Source organism: Novosphingobium sp. ST904, from assembly GCF_001298105.1.
GTDB lineage: Bacteria > Pseudomonadota > Alphaproteobacteria > Sphingomonadales > Sphingomonadaceae > Novosphingobium.
In genome coordinates this window covers 1-19224 of record NZ_LGJH01000160.1, presented here as the reverse complement: position 1 = coordinate 19224, position 19224 = coordinate 1, and the positions used below count along the sequence as shown (strand labels likewise).

Genomic DNA, 19224 nt, shown 5'->3' with positions numbered 1-19224 from the left:
GCGACCTTTGTGCTGTGGGCGACACAATAGTCCGAAGAGATACTCGACTGTCGGTGATTTCGATTGTAAATCAATCAGCTAGTGGTTTTATACGGCACTCGGCAAAACGGCGCCGGCAAACTGGCAGGAGGCGAATGACTAAACCGATCGACGCACCGGGAACTCCGGCGGGCCGGCGGCAGCCTTCGCGCCGCCGCAACAAGGGCTTCGAGGAAACCCATGGGGTACTGATCGACACGGCTGTGCGGCTGATGTCGGAAAAAGGGACCGAAGCGCTTTCGCTGTCCGAAGTTGCGCGCGAAGCGGGTGTTAACCGCACCACCGTCTATTACCATTTCGACAGCCGCGATGCCTTGTTGGTGGCGGTTCGGGAATGGTCGGCAAACCAGTTGGCGGCCGCATTCGCACCGTCCGACACGGCAGAGAACCGCACCCGCTTCATCACCCGCTTCGTGCTCGAAAATCCCGAGGTGATCGCGCTCTGGACCGAGGAATTCCTCGCGCCGGGCCGTATCGGCAATCGCTACCCCCATTGGGATGCCCTTGTGGACGGGTTGCGCGAGCAGTTCGCGGAGATGGGAGAAACGGACATCGACGCGGAATCGTTCAGCACATTGCTGCTGACATGGGCGATGATCGGGCCGCGCGTCTATCGCAACAGCGTCCGGCCTGACCTGCCGCTGGACGATGTCGTCGAACGGCTGGCGAAGAGCCAACTCGCCATGCTGCGCCTGATAGGCGTTACGCCAGGCCGCGATATTACGACAGATGTGTTGTAAGAATCGATAGGCCACCATATCCTGCTCCCGACAAAAGCAAGGGAGAGGATGCAATGAACGGGCAGGACGCGGCCTTCGAGCCGGTGGGCAAGGACGAACTGGCGTGGCTTGGCACAGGGCCTGTGCCCGCCGCACCCTACCACGATCCGGACTGGTTCGAACTGGAGCGAGAGGCGGTGTTTCGCCGTAATTGGCTCCAGATCGGCCATGTCTGCGAGGTTCCCGATCGTGGCAGCTTCATCCGCCGCGAGGTCGAGGTGCTCACGGCGTCCATCCTCGTCACGCACGGCAAGGACGGGGTGATCCGGGCTTTCCACAATGTCTGCACGCATCGCGGCACCCAGTTGGTCGATGCCTGCGAGGGAAAGCAGAGCACCTTCAGTTGCCCCTATCACATGTGGACTTTCGGGCTGGACGGCGGTCTGATCTCCGCGCCGGATTTCGAATCCTTCCACGTTTCCAAGTCGGATTGCGCTTTGCCCGGTCTGGCCTGCGAGGTGATCGGCGGCCTCATCTTCGTTCACTTCGGAACGCCCGCGATGAGCCTGCGTGAGGAACTGGGACCGCTTGCGGAAAAGCTGGAGCAGATGCCGGTGGGCCGCGCCACCACCTTCTCGGAATATGTCTACGAGATCGACGCGAACTGGAAGCTGACGTTCGATAATTTCCAGGAAAACTATCATCTGCGCTTCATTCACCCTGCTGCCGCGCAACCGGTTTGCAGCGCGGACAATCCGTTCGGTTATCCGGTCTCCTACGATTTTCATGGGGCCCACCGAGCGCAACGGATCTGGACGAACCCGAATATGCCTCCCCCGGCGCCGATACAGGGCGAGGCTTTCAGGCGCGGCGGGGCATCCGCCATGGCGGATGGTTTGTTCGGCGCCGAAACCGTGAAGGACTATCTGGCGCTGTTCCCGAACTTCTTCCTGTTCGGCTCACCGGTGCAGCATTTCTCGCACATGGTCATGCCGCTCGCCCATGACCGTTCTCGTGGGGTTATCCGGCTTTACTGGGTGGGGGAAGACGAGAGCGCCAGCGAGCGGTTCGCCCGCGAATATGTCATGGCGACGGCCCGTGATGTTCATGCCGAGGATAGATCGGTGATCGAACGCGGGCACAAGGGGCTCGCCAGCGGGGCCTTGCGGCATATCCATTTCCAGTCTCAGGAATCGCTTTGCCGGCACATGTTCAACGAGGTCGAGCGTATGGTGCAGGCCTTTCGCGCCGAGCGGCTGGAGGTGGTGCGATGAGCGTATCGCTTCCGGCGAGATTCGCGGTGCTGGAACCCTTCGTTTCGCAATGGGCCATCGGTGGATCAGCCGCGCGTGCCGAGCAACGTGGCCGTTCTTCGAAAGAGCAGCGTGAAGCGTTCTACGTGGCGGCCAGCGAGCATCTTGGCGCCGCTCTCGATCATCTCGATGCGCGCGGGCTGCACGAGTTCGATCAGGCGGATGACAGGCTGATGAACCTCATGCTGAGCCTTGCGCACGTTGCGCTGGCGGAAGAGCTTCAGAAGGACGCCGAGGCGACACACGCCACTTTTCGCAAGTTCATGGAGATCATGCGGACACCGGCAGGGGCTTGAACGCCGAGGCCGACGATGCCCGATGCAATCGGCGCGCCAACCGCGAGAGCGGGGCGCGCCGGAAAGGTAGAAGTAAAGCATCAGGGAGAATGCTCCCCGATGCTTGCTTCATGTTCAGGAGACCTTGCGGATCCAGCCGTGCGTATCGGCAGCTTCGCCGCGCTGGATCGAGACCAGGCGGTTCTTGAGCTTGGCGGTAAGCTGGCCGGGGCCGCCCGAACCGATGGTGAATTCACCGTCGCGGCCCGAAACCTTGCCGACCGAGGTGACCACGGCGGCGGTGCCGCAGGCAAAGGTTTCGATCAGCTTGCCTGAATTCGCATCGTCGCGCCACTGATCGAGGCTGTACTTGCCTTCCTCGACCTTGAGGCCTTCCTCGCGGGCGAGCTGCAGCAGGCTGTCGCGGGTGATGCCGGGCAGGATCGTGCCGGTCAGCGCAGGCGTGAGCAGGGTGCCATCCTCAAACACGAAGTAGAGGTTCATGCCGCCCAGTTCCTCGATCCACTTGTGCTCGGCAGCATCAAGGAAGACGACCTGGTCGTGCCCGCGAGCGATGGCTTCGGCCTGGGGGACGAGGCTGGCAGCGTAGTTGCCGCCGCACTTGGCCGCGCCGGTGCCGCCGGGGGCGGCGCGCGTGTAGTCGGAAACCCAGATCGAGACGGCAGGCGCGCCCGACTTGAAGTAATTGCCCGCCGGGCTGGCAATGACGATGAACTTGTACTGCTTGGCCGGGCGCACGCCGAGGAACGCCTCGGTGGCAATCATGAAGGGGCGCAGGTAGAGCGAGGCGCCTTCGCCGTCCGGAATCCAGCTGCGATCGATCTTCACGAGGCGTTCGATGGCTTCGACGAAAAGGGCCTCGGGTAGCTCGGGCATGGCGAGGCGCTGGGCCGACTGGTTGAAGCGTGCGGCGTTCGCCTCGGGGCGGAACAGCGCCACCGAACCGTCGGTCTGGACATAGGCCTTGAGGCCTTCGAAGATTTCCTGCGCGTAGTGCAACACTGCTGCCGCGGGATCGAGCGCAATCGGCTGGCGCGGGCCGATGACCGCGTCATGCCAGCCCTGGCCTTCGGTCCATTCGATGACCACCATGTGATCGGAGAAGTTCGTGCCGAAACCGGGGTTGGCAAGTACGGCCTCACGCTGTTCCGCGCTGGCGGGCGAAGGGTGGGGCAGGGTGGTGAAGGTCAGGCCGGCATCGGCGAGAGTCGCCATCGAACGAAATCCTCTTGTAGACGTCCCGGCTCCGTTGAATGAAAATTACACTCAAAGCAACCGAAAAGTAATTTTGATACTCAATTTTATAGTATTACCACGCTGCAGCGGGCGGAGCCATGGCATGGGCCGTCCGCAGATCTGTGGGAAAACTGTCGCGGAACGGCCTTAGCCCCGGAAAACCCGCAAGTGCCAGTGCGAAATTCGCTTGCCGCGATGCGGGGAGGATAAGCCGGAGGCGTGACCTTGCGAGGCGACAGCCCGAGAAACCCTGCCCGGAGACGGCGTTCGACCTGCGGAAATCAATTCGCGCCATGCAAATGAGAAGGGCCGCCCCGGTTGCCCGGTGCGGCCCTTCGCATGGTCAGCGGCCGGGAAGTGCCGCCAGCGAAAGCCTTTATCGCTTCATCAAAATTTAGCGATAATGCCTCGCGACGGAAATTGCCGACCTCTCTGCTGAACCATGAGACATCGGATCACCTCCTTTCGCGCTGTTGAGCCAAGGTTGCCGCACTGAAGCGGCCGGACTTCGGTAACTCTCGGGCGCGTTTCCCGGGGCCCGTCGTCCTGAGAAAATTTGTGTCCGATTCCGCACCGCACAACAAGTCTTGAATTCATATTTTTTGCGGTCATTATCGACGCTTCGGGTGAGTTTTCCCCAGCCTTCGCGCCGCTTTGACGGCTCGATTTCGGGGACTGGAAAGTGCGGCCCGAATGCCCTTGAAATGACGTGAAAACATTCCGGAAGGGCGAGAAGTTACGGACTGTTTGTTCGCCTTCTCGCCTCGATTCCTGTTCAATTTTGCACGTTGCGCTCTCAGCGACAGTCCTCGATGACGCGCGAGATTTCGGTCCAGCTCGGGATGTAGAGCGGCGCCATGCCCTGGACTTCGGCGGCAAAGCGACCGCGGCTGAAGGCCATGGCGTCAAGCAGGCGGTCCCGTGCCGGCAGGTCCACCTGAACGCCGCCGTTCACGGGCGATGCCGTGAGCACGCGGCTGGTGTCCGAGGTGGAGATGGAAAGCGCTACCGGGCCGTTCGCCGCGCCGCTGCGGAACAGTGATACCGTGGCCGATCCTCGATTGCAGCGTATTCCGAAAGTGCCATTGGCGAAGCTGGCGATACCTGGCGAGGCGATGCTCCAGTCGCCCGGTGTCTGCGGGGCGTCTCGCCAGTCTGCGGCAGGCGGGGCTGTCGGAGCGGGAGGCGCGACGGGGGCAGGCGCCGGGCGCGGTGCGGGCGGCGGGCTGCTCGGCGCTACGCAGCCGGCGACCATCGCCAGCGCGGCGAGCGGGGCGAAAGCGAGTTTCTGGGGGAACGCGGAGAGAGCCGGGCGTCGGCGCGGATTTGCCTTCATGAGCCCGGTATGGAATGAGGCGCGCTTCATCTCAAGTATGCAAAGCCATGACTGACCCGTCCGAACCCCGCTCCGTCGAAAAGAAAGCACCGCATTCCAAGGGGGCATCCGCAAAATTGCGTGTCGATCAGGCGTTGGTGGACCGCGGGCTTGCCGAAAGCCGCACGCGTGCGCAGGCGCTGGTGCTGGCAGGGCTGGTGTTTTCCGGCGAGACCAAGATCGCCAAGCCCGGGCAGAGCCTGAAGGCCGACGAGCCGCTTGAAGTGCGCGGGCGCGATCACCCCTGGGTTTCGCGTGGGGGCATCAAGCTGGCTCATGCGATCGAGCATTTCGGCCTCGACCCGGCGGGGGCTGTCGCCATGGACATCGGCAGTTCCACGGGCGGGTTCACCGACGTGCTGCTCAGCAATGGCGCTGAGCGCGTGTTTGCGGTGGATTCGGGCACCAATCAGCTCGCCTGGAAGCTGCGTCAGGACCCGCGCGTAACCGTGCTGGAACAGACCAGCGCCCGCGTGCTCACGGCGCAGCAGATCGATGCATCGTGCAACTGGGTCGTCTGCGATGCGAGCTTCATCGGGCTCGCAAAGGTTCTCGAAGTACCGCTCCGCCTTGCCGCACCCGAATGCAGGCTGGTTGCGCTTATCAAGCCGCAGTTCGAAGTCGGACGGGGCGAGGTGGGGAAGGGCGGAGTCGTGCGAGACCCCCTGTTGCACGAGCGGGTCTGCAGCGAGGTGCGGGACTGGCTCGAAGGCGATGGCTGGGCGATCCAGGGGATCGTCGAAAGTCCGATCAAGGGCCCGGAAGGTAACGTCGAGTTTCTCGTTTCGGCGCAACGTGGATGAATTTCGGGATATCAGGTGATTGCGCGCCGGGCAGGCTCGTTACACAACTTGCCGGAATCCACCGCCTGATGTCGCGGTTTTCCTGATTCGGGAGTTGCTAGGGGAATGAACCTGATCGCTTCGTCGGGCCAGTTGCGCGCCAGCCTGCTGCGCTGGTCGCTTGTGCTCGTCCCGCTGGTCGTGCTGCTGGGCTTCATCTCGGGCAAGGTTTCGCAGAGCGGGCCCGGCAATGCCTGGTTCGATGCATTGGCAAAGCCTGCCACTTATCCGCCGCCCATCGCCTTCCCGATCGTCTGGACGCTACTCTATGTGTTGATGGGCGTGGCGCTGGCGATGGTCTGTTCGGCGCGCGGCGCGCGCGGACGCGGGCTGGCGGTGGCTGCGTTCGTCCTGCAGTTCGCGCTCAACCTGGCGTGGAGCCCGGTGTTCTTCGGCGCCCATCAGATGACCATCGGACTCGCGGTGATCGCGGCGATGGATTTCGCGGTGCTTCTGACGATAGCGCTGTTCTGGCGGATTCGCCCCGTCGCGGCGCTGCTGCTCGTGCCCTATCTCGTGTGGATCTGCTTCGCGACATACCTGAACTACGCGTTTCTTGAGGCGAATCCCTCTCTCGATGGTGCTGAAGGGCCGCGGGCGGTGGAACGCTTCGAGATTTGAGCAAAGGGCTCTTGCGCGGCTTCGCGCAACATACCAAATAGGCTCCCATGCAAAGCGAAAACCCTTTCGTCGCCGATTTCGTCAAGATGATGAACAGTGCCGCCGGCACGCTCGCCGGCGTGGGCCGGGAAGCCCGCGACAATGCGCGTGAGCGCTTCAAGGAATTCATGGGCGACATGGACTATGTCACCCGTGAGGAATTCGAAGCGGTAAAGGAACTTGCCGCCACCTCGCGTGCCGAAGTGGAAACGCTCAAGGACCGGATCGCCGCACTCGAAGCCAAGTCCGGTTCGTAGTTCCGGCCCCGCGAAGGCCGGGTCTTCCCACGCCTTCTCGCGTTTCGTTTCCTTGATCGTGCGTCGCTGTAGCTGAGGCCCTGCAAGCCGCATCATGCAGCTTCGCGCTTCCGCCATCGTTTGTGCCTCCCGGCCTCACGGCGAAACAGCCGCCATCGTTCGCCTGTTGACGGCGGAAGCGGGTCTCGTCGCTGCCTATGTCGCCGGGGGAAGGGGGCGTGAACTGCGGCCGGTGCTGATTCCCGGCAACGGTGTCGAGGCGGAAATCCGCTCGAAAAGCGATAGTCAGCTTCCCTTCGCCCGCATCGAACTGGTTTCCAGTCGAGGCCCATGGCTGGGTGAACCGCTCCCTGCCGCCGCTATCGCCTGGGTCACGGCGCTTACCGCCACCTGCCTGCCCGAGCGCCATCCCTATCCCGCGCTTTACCAGGCGCTTGGCGCGCTGCTGGAGGCGATCTGCGTTGCCCCCTCCGCCCGGGGCTGGGCGCTGCCGCTCCTGTCCTACGAAGTCCTCCTGCTGCGCGAGCTTGGCTACGGCGTGCCGGTTGCGCGTCCCGAGGATGACGACTGGGGGGCGATACTCACTACTTTCGACCTGCTCGGCCGCGAACTGGCGCGCTATCCGCTTGCCGATCGGCGTGGAGACGCTATGGGGGCGCGCGTCCTGCTGCGTGAGCGGCTGGGGCGGATTCACGGTTGACGCCAAGCGGAGAACGACATGCGCATTGCGGTATTTGCAGGAGACGGGATCGGTCCCGAGGTCACCGAGCAGGCAGTGCGCGTGCTTCAGAAGCTCGATCTTCCAGGCCTCGAACTCGTCGAAGGCGATGTCGGCGGCGTCGCCTATCGCAAGCATGGCCATCCGCTTCCGGCCGAAACCCTGGAAATCGCGCGTTCGTCGCAGGCGATCCTGTTCGGCGCGGTGGGCGATTTCTCGTGCGATCATCTGGAGCGTCACTTGCGCCCGGAGCAGGCCATTCTTGGCCTGCGCAAGGAGCTCGGCCTCTTCGCCAACTTGCGCCCGGCGCAGGTTTTCGCGGGCCTCGAGGATCTGACCACGCTTCGTCCCGAAGTCGCCAGCAAGATCGACCTGCTGATCGTGCGCGAACTCAACGGCGATGTGTACTTCGGCGAGAAGGGCATGCGCACGCTGGAAGACGGCCGCCGCCAGGGCTGGGACATGATGTCCTACGCCGAGGATGAAGTGCGCCGCATCGCGCATGTCGGCTTCACGGCGGCAATGGGGCGTTCGAAGAAGCTTTGCTCGGTCGACAAGGCGAACGTCCTCGAGACCTCGCAGCTCTGGCGCGATGTCGTGATCGAGGTCGCCAAGGAATATCCCGAGGTCGAACTCAGCCACATGTACGTCGACAATGCGGCGATGCAGCTGGTGAAGAACCCCGGCCAGTTCGACGTGATCGTCACCGGCAATCTGTTCGGTGACATTCTTTCCGACCAGGCCTCGATGTGCGTGGGCTCGATCGGGCTGCTGGCTTCGGCCAGCCTTGCCGAGGGTACTTACGGCCTTTATGAGCCGATCCACGGTTCGGCGCCGGACATCGCGGGCAAGGGCCTTGCCAATCCGATGGCAACGATCCTCTCGGCGGCGATGCTGCTGCGCCATTCGCTTGGCCTCGAAGCCGAAGCAGCCCGTATCGAGGCGGCCGTGGCGAAGACCCTGGCGGACGGCATCAAGGGCGGCGATCTGGGCGGTTCCGCGGGAACGCGGGAAATCGGTGACGCGGTCGTCGAACGCCTGTAAGGTCCCGCGACCTTAACTGACGATAGATTTTTATTCAGGTTTTCCACCTAGTACGGGGCGCATGAACATTACTCGTTCGGATCTCGCAGAGGCGCTCGACGTCGCAGCCAAGCCGCTTGAGCTGGCCATCGTCCTGCCCACCTACAACGAGCGCAAGAACATCGCGACGATGATCGAGCGGCTCGACGCCGCGCTCAAGGGCGTGGTGTGGGAGGCTGTCTTCGTCGATGACAACAGCCCCGACGGCACCTCGGACGAGGCGCGCCGCCTGTCGCTGGAAGATCCGCGTGTACGCTGCATCCAGCGCATCGGTCGGCGCGGTCTTGCCAGCGCCGCCATCGAGGGCATGTGCTCCACCGCCGCGCCAATCGTCGCGGTGATGGATGCCGACCACCAGCATGATCCCGAATTGCTGCCGCAGATGCTGAAGGCCGTAACTTCGGGCGAGTACGACCTTGCCTATGCCTCGCGCTTCGCAGAAGGCGCCAGCACCGAGGCATGGGGTCGTCCCGATCGCGTCAAGGCGTCGGGCCTTGCCAACCGGATCGCCAACAAGGTGACCGGCGTCGAGCTGACCGACCCGATGAGCGGCTTCTTCATGCTGCGCACCGAGACGCTGCGTGCGGATGCCCACCGCCTGTCGGGGGTGGGCTTCAAGATTCTTCTCGATATCCTCGCAACTGTCGATCGTCCGCTTCGCGTCAAGGAGTTTCCGCTCCATTTCGCGGCGCGAGCCGAAGGCGAAAGCAAACTGGACCAGACCGTCGTGTTCGAATTCCTCGTGGGCCTTTACGACAAATGGCTGGGCCGGATCATTCCGACCCGTTTCGCGCTGTTCGGCACCGTTGGCGCCTTGGGCGTGCTGGTGCAACTGAGCGCGCTGTGGATCATGCTCCACCTCGTGTTCGCCGAGCGCTTCGTCTACGGAAACTGGTCGGAGAGCGCGACATTCAACATCGCGAACACCATTGCTGCGGTCGTGGCGATGACGTTCAACTTCGTGTTGAACAACGAACTGACTTATTCTGACAAGCGCCTGCGCGGCTTCGGCCCGCTGATGCGCGGTTGGGCGCAGTTCGCGGTGACCTGCTCGCTGGGCCTGTTGACCAACATCGGTTCGGCGGCTGTGCTCAAGACCATCGGCATCCATGCCGTGGTGGCAGTCATCACCGGCATCGTGCTGGGTTCGGTGTGGAACTTCGCACTGTCCTCCAAGTTCGTCTGGGGCAAGTACTGAGCGTGAATATGCCGCGGCACGCGGTGCCGCGCATTCAGGTTCTGTGGCTCGTGCTCACGGGCGTAGCGGCGTTGTTCAGCTTGCTGGACACGCCGTTTCCGCGTCTGGCGCCGATGCAGAATCTTCCCACTCTGGCGATTCTCGGCGCGATCTTCTGGTCGTTGCGGCGATGGCCTCTACCGACCAGCGCCGTCGCCTTCATCTGCCTGTTTCTTGTGCTGCACACGATCGGTGGGCGTTACGTCTACTCCCATGTCCCCTACGAGGATTGGGCGCGGGCGCTCGGTCTGCCGTCGCCGGCGGCGACGCTGGGCCTGGAGCGCAACGCCTGGGACCGGCTCGTCCATTTCAGTTTCGGTGCGCTGTGGGTCCATCCGATCTCGGTATGGCTTGTCCGGCACAAGGGGCTGTCGCTGTCCCTTGCCACTTATATCTCAGTCGAGTTCGTGCTGGCGGGCAGCGCTCTCTACGAAATATTCGAATGGCTGCTGACGGTGTTCATGGCCGGCCCCGATGCGCTGGCCTACAATGGTCAGCAGGGCGATCCCTGGGACCCGCAGAAGGACATGGCCATGGCAGGGCTCGGGGCGGTGGTCAGCGCTTCGGCCCAAGCCATCCGGTTGCGGCTGCGGGCCGATCTCTGAGGATCAGCGCCAGTTCGGCAGCCACATCCAGAAATTGTAGAATTCCTTGGTGGGCAGCGGGGCGCCTGAAATGATCGGGTAGAACAGGACGAACATGCCGACGGAGCCCCACATGGCTATCGTTCCGGCACGGCGCCACTTGTCGGGGCGATCCCACAGGGCATCCAGAGCGAATGCCAGAATGGCCATGAGGAAAGCGCCAGGCAGCAGATAGTGATAGTAGAACTGGATGGGCTTGCCGTTGATGATCCACATGCCCAGCGTCCCGGCATAGAGCGCGATGAGCACCGTGAGCTCCGATCGGCGGCGGAACATCGCGGCCCAGATGCTCCAGATCAGGGCGAAAAGTCCCGCGATCATGGAGAACGGGTTGCCGAGCATGACGATGCCATGCTGACGCCCGTCGATACTCTCGAACTGGTACCAGATCGGCCGCCAGTCGACCATCCACTGGTACCACTGGCTGCGATAGGGGTGGAGCTTCTTCACGCTGTCCTGCAGCGCTATCATGTGGCGGTGCTGTTCGATGAAGCCCCAGGGTGAGACGGGACGAACGCTATAGAACATCGCGGGCAGGTAGGTCGCCCAATAGACCGCCAGGGGTAGCAGGCCGAGCCAGAACCCCGCCTCGATCAGCGATATCCCGGGAATCGGGCCTGCTTTCCTGCGGCCGACGATCTTCCAGCCGTTCTCCCGGATGCGCAGGGTCAGGAACCAGAGCCCGGGAATGGCGAGCGCCGGTGCGCTGCTCCACTTGGCGCCCAGAGACAGCCCCAGCGCGATCCCCGTCATCGCCAGCCGCGCCCTTGCGGCTCCTGCCGAACCCGATCGAAGCGCGGCGGCGAACTGCCAGAGGCCGACCATGCAGAGCGACGCCTCCACCATGTCGAGCATCGCGATCCGGCTTTGCACGAACCATGTGAAATTGGTCGCGAGAAGCACCGTGGCGGTGATCGCGGCGCGGCGGCGGCCGGAAATGAGCCAGATGAAGCGCGAAAAGGCCAGCAGGCCGAACGTTCCGAAGAGCACCGGGCCGATGCGCCATGCAAAGGGCCGGTCGCCGATGAGGGCGATGAACCCGGCGATCACTTCCTTGGCGAACATCGGATGCTCGCGATTGGCGGGAGCCATGTCCAGCAGCTTGAGCGCTGCGGGAACGTAATGGATCTCGTCGAAGTAGTACCGTCCCGGCTCGGAAATGCGGAACAGGGTGAGGGCCAGGAACAGGCCCGTCACGATCAGGCTCCAGCCGATCGGGTCTCGGTCATTACGGGAAACGGTCGGCATCGGCTCGGCGGAATAGGGAGGAAAGCGAGCGACTGCAAGGCCGGCTGAGATGGGGTTGAACGGCACCTAGACTTGCACTGCGTCGCTCACGATCCTAGAGGCATGGCCCATGAAACGCACCACCGGACAGGACCGCACCAAGACCCGCAACTGGCGCCCTGCCACCCGCGCGATCCGCGGGGGCACCTGGCGCTCCGAAATGGGGGAGACCAGCGAAGCGCTGTTCCTCACTTCGGGCTACAGCTACGACGACGCAGCCACGGTCGCCGCCCGCTTCATGGGCGAGGACGACGGCATGACGTACTCGCGGTTGCAGAACCCGACGGTGCAGATGCTGGAAGAGCGCATCGCGCTGCTTGAGGGTGCCGATGCCTGCCGCACGCAGGCTTCCGGCATGGCCGCGATGACGGCGGCGCTGCTGTGCCAGCTTTCGGCCGGCGACCACATGGTTTCCGCGCGCGCCGCTTTCGGTTCGTGCCGCTGGCTGGGCGATAGCCTGCTGCCGCGTTTCGGCATCGACGTCACCGTGATCGACGCGACCGATACGGCTGCATGGGAAGCGGCGATCCGGCCTAACACCAAGGTGTTCTTCTTCGAATCGCCCGCCAATCCGACGATGGACATTGCCGACATCGAAGGCATCTGCGCGATCGCCAAGGCGCACGGCATCACCACCGTGGTCGACAATGCGTTCTGTTCGCCGGTTCTCCAGCGTCCGATGGAGTTCGGCGTGGATGTCGTTGCCTATTCGGCCACCAAGCTGATGGACGGGCAGGGCCGCGTTCTGGCGGGCGCCGTTTGCGGCACCGAGGAATTCATCAACGACAAGCTCCTGCCGTTCCAGCGCAACACCGGCCCCAATCTTTCGCCGTTCAATGCCTGGGTCGTGCTCAAGGGTCTCGAAACGCTTGACCTGCGGGCGAAGAAGCAGAGCGAGAACGCGCTGAAGGTCGGTGAGTTCGTTGCTGGCCGGGTGCCGCGGATCCTGCATCCCTGGCTCGACAGCCATCCGCAGCAGGCGCTGGCCCGCAAGCAGATGGATGCCTGCGGCCCGATCTTCAGCTTCATCGTCGATGGCGGACGCGAGCAGGCCCATGCCTTGCTCGACGCGCTGGAACTGGTCGACATCTCGAACAACATCGGCGACTCGCGCTCGCTGATGTGCCACCCGGCATCCACCACGCACCACAACATGGGGCCGGAAGGCCGCGAGGCCATGGGCATCTCCGAGGGGATGCTGCGCATCAACGTGGGCCTGGAAGATGCCGACGACATCATCGAGGATCTCGACCAGGCACTGACCAGGGCGGGGCTCTGAGGCCTGCAATACCTTGCTTTTCGGGCGGTGAATCGGCCGGATATGGATGTTGTTTCCTGTCCGGCCGGCGCTTCGCCGGAATGTGGCCAAAGGTGATCGCATCCGGGACAGGCGTGGCCGCCTAGCCTGTTGTAGGCATCCCGATTCGTCGTTAGGCTGGCGGGTGTTATGAAGGAACTGTTCCAGCATACCGCACTGACCGACGGCGTGACTGTCAGGGTCGCCGTGAATTTCCTGCCCGAGCAATCTCGGATTGAGGCGGGCAAGTGGTTCTGGGTCTATCACATCCGCATCGAGAATGATTCGGACGATACGCTCCAGCTTCTCACCCGGCACTGGCGCATCACGGACGGAAAAGGCGATGTCAGCATCGTCGAGGGTGAAGGCATCGTCGGCGAACAGCCGGTCATTCGCCCCGGCGCCAGCCACGATTACGTGTCGGGCTGCCCGCTTTCGACCCCGCAGGGCTCGATGGAGGGGTACTATACCTTCACGCGAAGCGACGGCGAGCAGGTGGAGGCGGCAATTCCCTTCTTCCCGCTGGCCGCTCCCGCAACGGCGGGTTGAGGCATCGCCTTCGCCGGGATTGCGGCATCGCACTCGCCGGGGTTGCGGCAGAACCTTCCCGACGGCCAATACATTCCAGATGCCCATTGCCCGCTATGGCGACTGCGCATAGGGAACTTCCATGAAGCGCACGCACCTGCCCCTCAATGCCCTGCGCGTTTTCGATGCAGCGGCACGCCACCTTTCCTTCACCCGCGCGGCCGACGAACTGGCGGTGACTCCCGCCGCCGTCGGTCAGCAGATTCGCGCCCTTGAGGATCTCCTCGGCGTGGTCCTGTTCCGCCGCACCAGCAAGGGTCTGGAACTGACCGAGGAAGCGGGGGCGGGGCTGGCCGCGCTGAGGACCGGTTTCCTGCATTTCGAGGATGCCGTGCAGGCCATGCAAGCCGGGCAATCCAGCCATGTCTATACCATCGCCGCGCCGCGCGAATTCTTCGCCGCATGGCTGGCGCCGCGCCTTGCGCAGTTCCGTGCCGACAATCCGCAGGTGCGCTACGTGATCGTCGATGGCGAACTGACCGATTTCACCGAGGCCAACCTCGATCTCGCCGTCCGCTGGACCGATGGGCCCGGCGAACTGGAAGGCGCTGCACTGGGCGCGGCCGAATGGGTCGAAGTCGGTGTGGGAGACTGGATCGGCTGGCCGGGCGATCCCACGCCCGGCGGCGAACTGGGCCAGGAGAACGAGGAGGCCAAGCCCGCGATCGCCGTCAGCGATGCCGGTCAGGCGATTGCGGCGGCGCGTTCCGGGCTGGGCCGCGCGCGCGTTCCGGGGCTGCTGGCGCGGGGCTTGATGGGGGCGGACGAACGCGCCGCCATTCAGGCCACCGTTCCGTCCCGGCGCGGATACTGGCTGGTGGCGCCGCTGCCGCAATGGCGGCAGAAGAAGGTCAAGGCGCTGGTCGCGGCGCTGACCGGCGAAGCCGGGGCCGACTGAGCAGGCCGATCCGCATTCCGGTGATGGCGGTCAGGGCCATCCTGCCGGAACGCGGGATCAAGGGGAGGGAGCCCCGCCCGGACGGGCAGGGCTCCGGCCGCTATCAGAAGCCGAGATCCTCGATCTTCCCGTCGAAGTTGCCGCCGAGCTTGTGGATGGCTTTGGCGAGCTTGTCCTGCGGCACGCCTTTCAGATAGCCGTCCACGATCCGCTGGTAATTGCTGATCATGCCTTCGACGTCCTTGGACAGGCGCATGAATTCGAACCCGGTGGCGTGCAGCCCCTTCTGCTGGATGGGGATGTTGCCATAGTCCTGCCGCGGGATCGGCGGGAATTCGGGGCTGTTGTAAGGCAGGTCGACCGGCTCCATGATGGGTTCCGGCTCTTTGCCTTCCGGGCAGTAAGTGAGCGACCAGATTTCGAAGTAGCAGCTTTCCGGGCCCAGCGGGCGAATGCGGTAGGCCGACATCGAGGTGAAGTACGGCAGCAGGAAGTAGTGCGGGAAGAGGAATTCCACCGCATTGACGGGGTGCGTCTGCGACAGCGTGCAAAGATCGGGCACCGGCTCGCCGCGTGCTTTGAGCTGCTCCGTGATCTGGTGCATGACGATGCCGAGCCAGTGGAACATCGCCATGTTCTGGTCTTCGGGCAGGCCTTCCTCGATGCCGATGAGGCCGCGGGCGATTTCCACTTCCTTTTCGTGGACCATGCCCGCCATGCCTTCGCTGAGGAGCGCCATCGAGTTGACCTGCAACTCCTGGTTCTCGCGATAGGAGAGGTGGGCTTCGGCCATGATCGGAACCGGGCCGCGCGGGGTCTTGTACATGGAATCGTACATCATCGGCGCGGCGTGCTGTAGCTGCGGATGCGTCTGCATCACGTGGTAGCCTTCCATGAAGGCTTCCATCGCGATCTTCCAGTTGGCCGGCAGCACGGCGCCGTAGCACCATTCGGCCCGCATCTTGTCGAGCCCGCGCGCTTCGAGGTTTTCGGCGATCGGGCCGAGCGATTCCCGCACGGAAGGTGCGTCATGGTCATGATTGATCCATACGCAGCCGATGAAAGTCTCGGCGCGGCAGGGGATCAGGTTGATGTCGTCTTCCTGGAGCTGACGCTCCGAGAACATGTGCTTGCCGTAGACCTGCGTGGATTCGCCGTCCATGTTCCAGCGCCAGCCGTGGAACGGGCAGACGAAGCCTGACTTCGAGCAGTTGCCATGGGCATTGCCGGTGCCGCCCGCGAACGGCACGCCGCGATGGCGGCAGGCGTTATGGAACGCCTTCACGCCGCTGGCGGTGCGCACGATGATGACGGACTTGCCGACGTTCTCGTACTCGATCCAGTCGCCTACTTCGGGGATCTGTTCCTCGCGGCAGGCCATCTGCCAGACGTGAGGCCACAGATGATCAAGCTCCGCCTGGTAGAACTCGGCGTCGTAGTAGCGCTTGACCGGGATCCGTTCGGGATCATCGATCGGAAACGGGACGGACCGCAGCCCGCCGTCGACAGATTTAAGCACTCCGACACCTCTCAGATGGTTCTTCATTCGTGTTGAACGAATGTACAACCGTGGGCGAGGCAGGCAATGGCCGGGCGCGTCCCGAGCATCGTGGACGCGCTTTTTGAAACGAGGGATCGGGGGCGGTCGGGAGGAAGGGGCGGGCGCTCCTTGCTGGCGGCGCCTGCCCCGGTTTCGCTGGCCTCTTGCGCTAGCTCCGGTTCGGATCGAGCGCAGAGGCGGAGCGCCGTGACGGCGAAGCCGCGCCGCGGTTCTCCATCGCCATGAGCGCGGCGATGCGCTTCTCGGTTGCCGGGTGGGTCGAGAACAGGTCCGATACCGAAGTCGGCACGATATAGAGCTGGGCGGCCGCCGGGTTGCGCTCGGACGCGGCGTTCGGGACGGCTTGTGCAGGGCCTGCGATCCTGGCCAACGCCGAGGCGAGGGCGCGCGGGTTGCCGCTGATTTCGGCGCCGGCCTTGTCCGCTCCGAATTCGCGGGTGCGGCTGATCGCCATCTGCACGATCATCGCCGCGAAAGGCGCCATGAACACCGCTGCCATGGCGGCGAGCGGATTGGGCCGATTCTCGCCGCTGCCTCCACCAAGGTGGCCGCCGAAGAACAGGCCGAAGTTGGCGATCATCGAGATGGCGCCGGCAATCGTCGCCACCATGGTCATGATGAGGGTGTCGCGGTTCTTCACATGGCCAAGCTCGTGAGCCATGACCGCGGCCACTTCCTCGCGGTCCAGCATGTCGAGCAGGCCGGTCGTCGCGGCTACGGCGGCGTTCCGGGGATTGCGGCCGGTGGCGAAGGCGTTCGGGTTGGGGCTCTCGACCAGATAGACGCGCGGCATCGGCAACTGCGCGCGGCGGGCCAGCCCGGCGACGAGGTTGTAGAACTCCGGCGCGGTGCGTTCGTCCACTTCGCGCGCGTTGTGCATCCTGAGCACGATGCTGTCGGCGTTCCAGAAGGTGAACAGGTTCATCCCCGCCGCCACGACCAGCGCGATCGCCGCGCCGCCGCTGCCGCCGAAGATATAGCCCAGCCCCATGAACAGCGCCGTGAGCGCCGCCAGCAGCATGGCCGTCTTGAAACCGTTCACTTCGTCAAACTCCCTGAAATCGTGGAATGCGGGATCTGGGTATCAGATGCCGGCTTTCAATATCCGGAACGCGTCCTGCATCGCCCGCGCGAATTGCTTCGTCCTTTACGCCTTGGGTGTCCCCAACGCGGCAATCCCCCCTAGGACTGCCGGAAAGAGGCTTTTTGGGAGTTCACAGGCAATGGCGTTCAAGACCCGCGTCACCGAGATGCTCGGTATCGAGCATCCGATCGTGCAGGGCGGCATGCAGGGGGTGGGTCTGGCCGAACTTGCCAGCGCCGTGTCCAATGCAGGCGGCCTCGGCACGCTGACCGCGCTCACCCAGCCCAGCCCGCATGCCCTGCGCGAGGAGATCGAGCGTTGCCGGTCGATGACCGACAAGCCGTTCGCCGTGAACATCACCGTGTTCCCGACCATCCTTCCGCCCGATTACAAGGCCTATGCCCAGGCCGCGATCGACGGCGGCGTGAAAATCATCGAGACCGCCGGCACGCAGCAGGTTCGCGAAATCTGGGAGATGGTGAAGCCGCACGGGATCACCGTGCTTCACAAGTGCACCGCCGTGCGCCACGCGCTTTCGGCCGAGAAGCACGGCTGCGACATCATCTCGATTGATGGTTTCGAATGCGCCGGCCATCCGGGCGAGGATGACATTCCCGGCCTGATCCTGATCCCCTCGGCGGCGGACAAGGTGAAGATCCCGATGCTGGCCAGCGGCGGTTTCGGCGATGGGCGCGGTCTCGTCGCGGCGCTGGCACTGGGGGCGGAGGGCATCAACATGGGCACCCGCTTCTGCGCCACGCGGGAAGCGCCGATCCATGACAACGTGAAGGCCAAGTACGTCGAGAACGACGAGCGGGGCACCAACCTCATCTTCCGCAAGTTCAAGAACACCGCGCGCGTCGGCAAGAACGACGTATCCGACGAGGTCGTCGAGATTTCGGCGCGGCCCGATGCGGTCTTCGACGATATCCGCCACCTCGTGGCAGGCGCGGTCGGGCGCGAACTGCTCCAGAGCGGCGATCTCACGAAGGGCATCTTCTGGGCCGGAATGGTGCAGGGCCTGATCCACGATGTTCCCACCTGCAAGGAACTGATCGACAGGATCGTTGCCGAGGCCGAGGAAATCGTGAATGGCCGTCTCGGAAAGATGCTGGCCTGAGCCGGTACGGATTACGGAGCGATGCCTGAAATGACCTACGAGAAAGTCCTCTACAGCCTCGAAAACGGTGTCGCGCGGGTTTCGATGAACGATCCCGCCACCCGCAATGCCGGCTCCGCGCAGATGGGCGAGGAATTGTTCGACGCCATGACCCGCGCCTCGTTCGAGGCACGGGCGGTGGTGCTGACGGGCGAGGGCAAGGCGTTCTGCTCGGGCGCGAATCTCGGCGATGCGTCCGACATGCTGGCCGATCCGCGCCGCGACGTGGGCACGCTGCTGGATCGTCACTTCAATCCGGTCATCATCGCCATGCGCAACATGGAGCAACCGGTCGTCACCGCCGTTCGCGGCGCGGCAGCGGGCGTGGGCGCGGGCCTCGCCATGGCGGGCGACCTGATCCTCTGCGCCGAAAGCGGCTTCTTCCTTCAGGCCTTCCGCCACGTCGGCCTTGTGCCCGATGGCGGTTCCTCGTGGCTGCTGACCCGCGCGGTGGGCCGCGTGCGCGCCATGGAAATGATGCTGCTGGGCGAGCGTCTCCCCGCCGCCAGGGCGCTGGAATGGGGCCTCGTCAACCGCGTGGTGCCTGACGAAGACCTCGATGCCGCTGCCCTCGCGCTGGCGGGCGAACTGGCGCAAGGCCCATGGTCGCTGCGCCGGATCAAGCAGGTCGCCTGGGCGGCGACCGACTGCACGTTGGAACAGGCGCTCACCAACGAACGCCTCGGCCAGCGCGACGCCTCCCGCACGGAGGATTTCGTGGAGGGCGTCACGGCCTTTGCCGAAAAGCGCAGTCCGGTGTTCAAGGGGCGCTGAACGCGGGCATCGTTTATTGGCCGTTGTTTCAGCTTGCGCTGGGATGGCGGCTTACGCCGGTGGGTTCAACGGGTGGTGGCAACACTTTAATCTTTTGAGGAAGATGGAGTGTCGCGATGAAGCAGCGTCGTCGGATATATTACACGGCCAGCCAGCG

20 protein-coding genes are annotated in these 19224 nt (G+C 64.0%); 15 read left to right on the top strand and 5 right to left on the bottom strand.

What is annotated here, in order from left to right; all coding sequences use genetic code 11:
* The first annotated feature begins 134 nt into the window (after positions 1-134).
* The 3 genes from ADT71_RS22425 to ADT71_RS22415 are packed head-to-tail and all read left to right on the top strand — an operon-like array spanning position 135 to position 2367.
* The gene (locus tag ADT71_RS22425) at positions 135-779 is read left to right on the top strand and encodes a TetR/AcrR family transcriptional regulator (protein ID WP_054440443.1); all 645 of its coding nucleotides are present in this window, start codon (positions 135-137) and stop codon (positions 777-779) included.
* 53 nt (positions 780-832) lie between these two features.
* Positions 833-2032: an aromatic ring-hydroxylating dioxygenase subunit alpha gene (locus ADT71_RS22420; RefSeq protein ID WP_054440441.1), complete on the top strand. Its 1200-nt coding sequence runs from the start codon at positions 833-835 to the stop codon at positions 2030-2032.
* Positions 2029-2367, top strand: coding sequence for a hypothetical protein (locus ADT71_RS22415; RefSeq protein WP_054440439.1), 339 nt, complete (start codon positions 2029-2031; stop codon positions 2365-2367). Before ADT71_RS22420 ends, ADT71_RS22415 begins: the two co-directional genes overlap by 4 nt.
* 114 nt (positions 2368-2481) lie before the next feature.
* Here ADT71_RS22415 and ADT71_RS22410 read toward each other — a convergent pair whose 3' ends face one another.
* Positions 2482-3582, bottom strand: coding sequence for a branched-chain amino acid aminotransferase (locus tag ADT71_RS22410; RefSeq protein ID WP_054440437.1), 1101 nt, complete (start codon positions 3580-3582; stop codon positions 2482-2484).
* An 817-nt stretch (positions 3583-4399) separates the two neighbouring features.
* Positions 4400-4969, bottom strand: a complete 570-nt coding sequence (locus ADT71_RS22405; protein WP_054440435.1) for a hypothetical protein — start codon at positions 4967-4969, stop codon at positions 4400-4402.
* A gap of 17 nt (positions 4970-4986) precedes the next feature.
* On the opposite strand from ADT71_RS22405, the gene ADT71_RS22400 reads away from it, so the two are divergent.
* The 7 genes from ADT71_RS22400 to ADT71_RS22370 all read left to right on the top strand — a co-directional run bounded on the left by ADT71_RS22400 (position 4987) and on the right by ADT71_RS22370 (position 10380).
* Positions 4987-5781, top strand: coding sequence for a TlyA family RNA methyltransferase (locus tag ADT71_RS22400; protein ID WP_054440433.1), 795 nt, complete (start codon positions 4987-4989; stop codon positions 5779-5781).
* 105 nt (positions 5782-5886) lie between these two features.
* Entirely contained in the window at positions 5887-6441 is a 555-nt protein-coding gene (locus ADT71_RS22395) for a TspO/MBR family protein (RefSeq protein ID WP_054440431.1), read from the top strand.
* Positions 6442-6488: 47 nt separating this feature from the next.
* A complete protein-coding gene (locus tag ADT71_RS22390) occupies positions 6489-6737 on the top strand; it encodes an accessory factor UbiK family protein (protein WP_054440429.1) in 249 nt (82 codons plus the stop codon).
* A 94-nt stretch (positions 6738-6831) separates the two neighbouring features.
* A complete protein-coding gene (locus ADT71_RS22385) occupies positions 6832-7437 on the top strand; it encodes a DNA repair protein RecO (RefSeq protein ID WP_054440427.1) in 606 nt (201 codons plus the stop codon).
* A gap of 18 nt (positions 7438-7455) precedes the next feature.
* Complete coding sequence (gene leuB, locus ADT71_RS22380; protein ID WP_054440425.1) at positions 7456-8499, top strand: 3-isopropylmalate dehydrogenase; 1044 nt, start codon at positions 7456-7458, stop codon at positions 8497-8499.
* 61 nt (positions 8500-8560) lie between these two features.
* Positions 8561-9736, top strand: coding sequence for a glycosyltransferase family 2 protein (locus ADT71_RS22375; RefSeq protein ID WP_054440423.1), 1176 nt, complete (start codon positions 8561-8563; stop codon positions 9734-9736).
* Positions 9737-9744: 8 nt separating this feature from the next.
* Positions 9745-10380, top strand: coding sequence for a DUF2238 domain-containing protein (locus ADT71_RS22370; protein ID WP_054440421.1), 636 nt, complete (start codon positions 9745-9747; stop codon positions 10378-10380).
* Positions 10381-10383: 3 nt separating this feature from the next.
* Here the strand turns inward: ADT71_RS22370 and ADT71_RS22365 are convergent, their stop codons facing one another.
* Entirely contained in the window at positions 10384-11667 is a 1284-nt protein-coding gene (locus tag ADT71_RS22365; RefSeq protein ID WP_054440418.1) for a phospholipid carrier-dependent glycosyltransferase, read from the bottom strand.
* 109 nt (positions 11668-11776) lie between these two features.
* On the opposite strand from ADT71_RS22365, the gene ADT71_RS22360 reads away from it, so the two are divergent.
* The 3 genes from ADT71_RS22360 to ADT71_RS22350 all read left to right on the top strand — a co-directional run bounded on the left by ADT71_RS22360 (position 11777) and on the right by ADT71_RS22350 (position 14489).
* On the top strand, positions 11777-12985 hold the full coding sequence (locus ADT71_RS22360) for a PLP-dependent aspartate aminotransferase family protein (RefSeq protein ID WP_054440416.1): 1209 nt from the start codon (positions 11777-11779) through the stop codon (positions 12983-12985).
* Between the two features lie 168 nt (positions 12986-13153).
* The gene (gene apaG / locus ADT71_RS22355) at positions 13154-13552 is read left to right on the top strand and encodes a Co2+/Mg2+ efflux protein ApaG (protein ID WP_054440414.1); all 399 of its coding nucleotides are present in this window, start codon (positions 13154-13156) and stop codon (positions 13550-13552) included.
* Between the two features lie 121 nt (positions 13553-13673).
* A complete protein-coding gene (locus ADT71_RS22350) occupies positions 13674-14489 on the top strand; it encodes a LysR family transcriptional regulator (RefSeq protein ID WP_054440412.1) in 816 nt (271 codons plus the stop codon).
* 103 nt (positions 14490-14592) lie between these two features.
* On the opposite strand, the gene ADT71_RS22345 is transcribed toward ADT71_RS22350, so the two are convergent.
* Both ADT71_RS22345 and htpX read right to left on the bottom strand, forming a co-directional pair.
* Positions 14593-16008 (bottom strand): SRPBCC family protein, encoded by a 1416-nt coding sequence (locus ADT71_RS22345; RefSeq protein ID WP_231636111.1) that lies wholly within the window; start codon positions 16006-16008, stop codon positions 14593-14595.
* Positions 16009-16198: 190 nt separating this feature from the next.
* On the bottom strand, positions 16199-17092 hold the full coding sequence (htpX, locus tag ADT71_RS22340) for a zinc metalloprotease HtpX (protein ID WP_132469303.1): 894 nt from the start codon (positions 17090-17092) through the stop codon (positions 16199-16201).
* A gap of 181 nt (positions 17093-17273) precedes the next feature.
* On the opposite strand from htpX, the gene ADT71_RS22335 reads away from it, so the two are divergent.
* Together ADT71_RS22335 and ADT71_RS22330 are read left to right on the top strand one after the other, a co-directional pair.
* Positions 17274-18254 (top strand): nitronate monooxygenase family protein, encoded by a 981-nt coding sequence (locus ADT71_RS22335; RefSeq protein ID WP_054440411.1) that lies wholly within the window; start codon positions 17274-17276, stop codon positions 18252-18254.
* Positions 18255-18275: 21 nt separating this feature from the next.
* Positions 18276-19067 (top strand): enoyl-CoA hydratase-related protein, encoded by a 792-nt coding sequence (locus ADT71_RS22330; protein ID WP_231636110.1) that lies wholly within the window; start codon positions 18276-18278, stop codon positions 19065-19067.
* Positions 19068-19224: the final 157 nt, after the last annotated feature.

Coding starts and splice junctions, on each gene's coding strand:
- ADT71_RS22425 (WP_054440443.1), top strand. CDS start 135: ATGACTAAACCGATCGACGCACCGGGAACTCCGGCGGGCCGGCGGCAG.
- ADT71_RS22420 (WP_054440441.1), top strand. CDS start 833: ATGAACGGGCAGGACGCGGCCTTCGAGCCGGTGGGCAAGGACGAACTG.
- ADT71_RS22415 (WP_054440439.1), top strand. CDS start 2,029: ATGAGCGTATCGCTTCCGGCGAGATTCGCGGTGCTGGAACCCTTCGTT.
- ADT71_RS22410 (WP_054440437.1), bottom strand. CDS start 3,582: ATGGCGACTCTCGCCGATGCCGGCCTGACCTTCACCACCCTGCCCCAC.
- ADT71_RS22405 (WP_054440435.1), bottom strand. CDS start 4,969: ATGAAGCGCGCCTCATTCCATACCGGGCTCATGAAGGCAAATCCGCGC.
- ADT71_RS22400 (WP_054440433.1), top strand. CDS start 4,987: ATGACTGACCCGTCCGAACCCCGCTCCGTCGAAAAGAAAGCACCGCAT.
- ADT71_RS22395 (WP_054440431.1), top strand. CDS start 5,887: ATGAACCTGATCGCTTCGTCGGGCCAGTTGCGCGCCAGCCTGCTGCGC.
- ADT71_RS22390 (WP_054440429.1), top strand. CDS start 6,489: ATGCAAAGCGAAAACCCTTTCGTCGCCGATTTCGTCAAGATGATGAAC.
- ADT71_RS22385 (WP_054440427.1), top strand. CDS start 6,832: ATGCAGCTTCGCGCTTCCGCCATCGTTTGTGCCTCCCGGCCTCACGGC.
- leuB (WP_054440425.1), top strand. CDS start 7,456: ATGCGCATTGCGGTATTTGCAGGAGACGGGATCGGTCCCGAGGTCACC.
- ADT71_RS22375 (WP_054440423.1), top strand. CDS start 8,561: ATGAACATTACTCGTTCGGATCTCGCAGAGGCGCTCGACGTCGCAGCC.
- ADT71_RS22370 (WP_054440421.1), top strand. CDS start 9,745: ATGCCGCGGCACGCGGTGCCGCGCATTCAGGTTCTGTGGCTCGTGCTC.
- ADT71_RS22365 (WP_054440418.1), bottom strand. CDS start 11,667: ATGCCGACCGTTTCCCGTAATGACCGAGACCCGATCGGCTGGAGCCTG.
- ADT71_RS22360 (WP_054440416.1), top strand. CDS start 11,777: ATGAAACGCACCACCGGACAGGACCGCACCAAGACCCGCAACTGGCGC.
- apaG (WP_054440414.1), top strand. CDS start 13,154: ATGAAGGAACTGTTCCAGCATACCGCACTGACCGACGGCGTGACTGTC.
- ADT71_RS22350 (WP_054440412.1), top strand. CDS start 13,674: ATGAAGCGCACGCACCTGCCCCTCAATGCCCTGCGCGTTTTCGATGCA.
- ADT71_RS22335 (WP_054440411.1), top strand. CDS start 17,274: ATGGCGTTCAAGACCCGCGTCACCGAGATGCTCGGTATCGAGCATCCG.
- ADT71_RS22330 (WP_231636110.1), top strand. CDS start 18,276: ATGCCTGAAATGACCTACGAGAAAGTCCTCTACAGCCTCGAAAACGGT.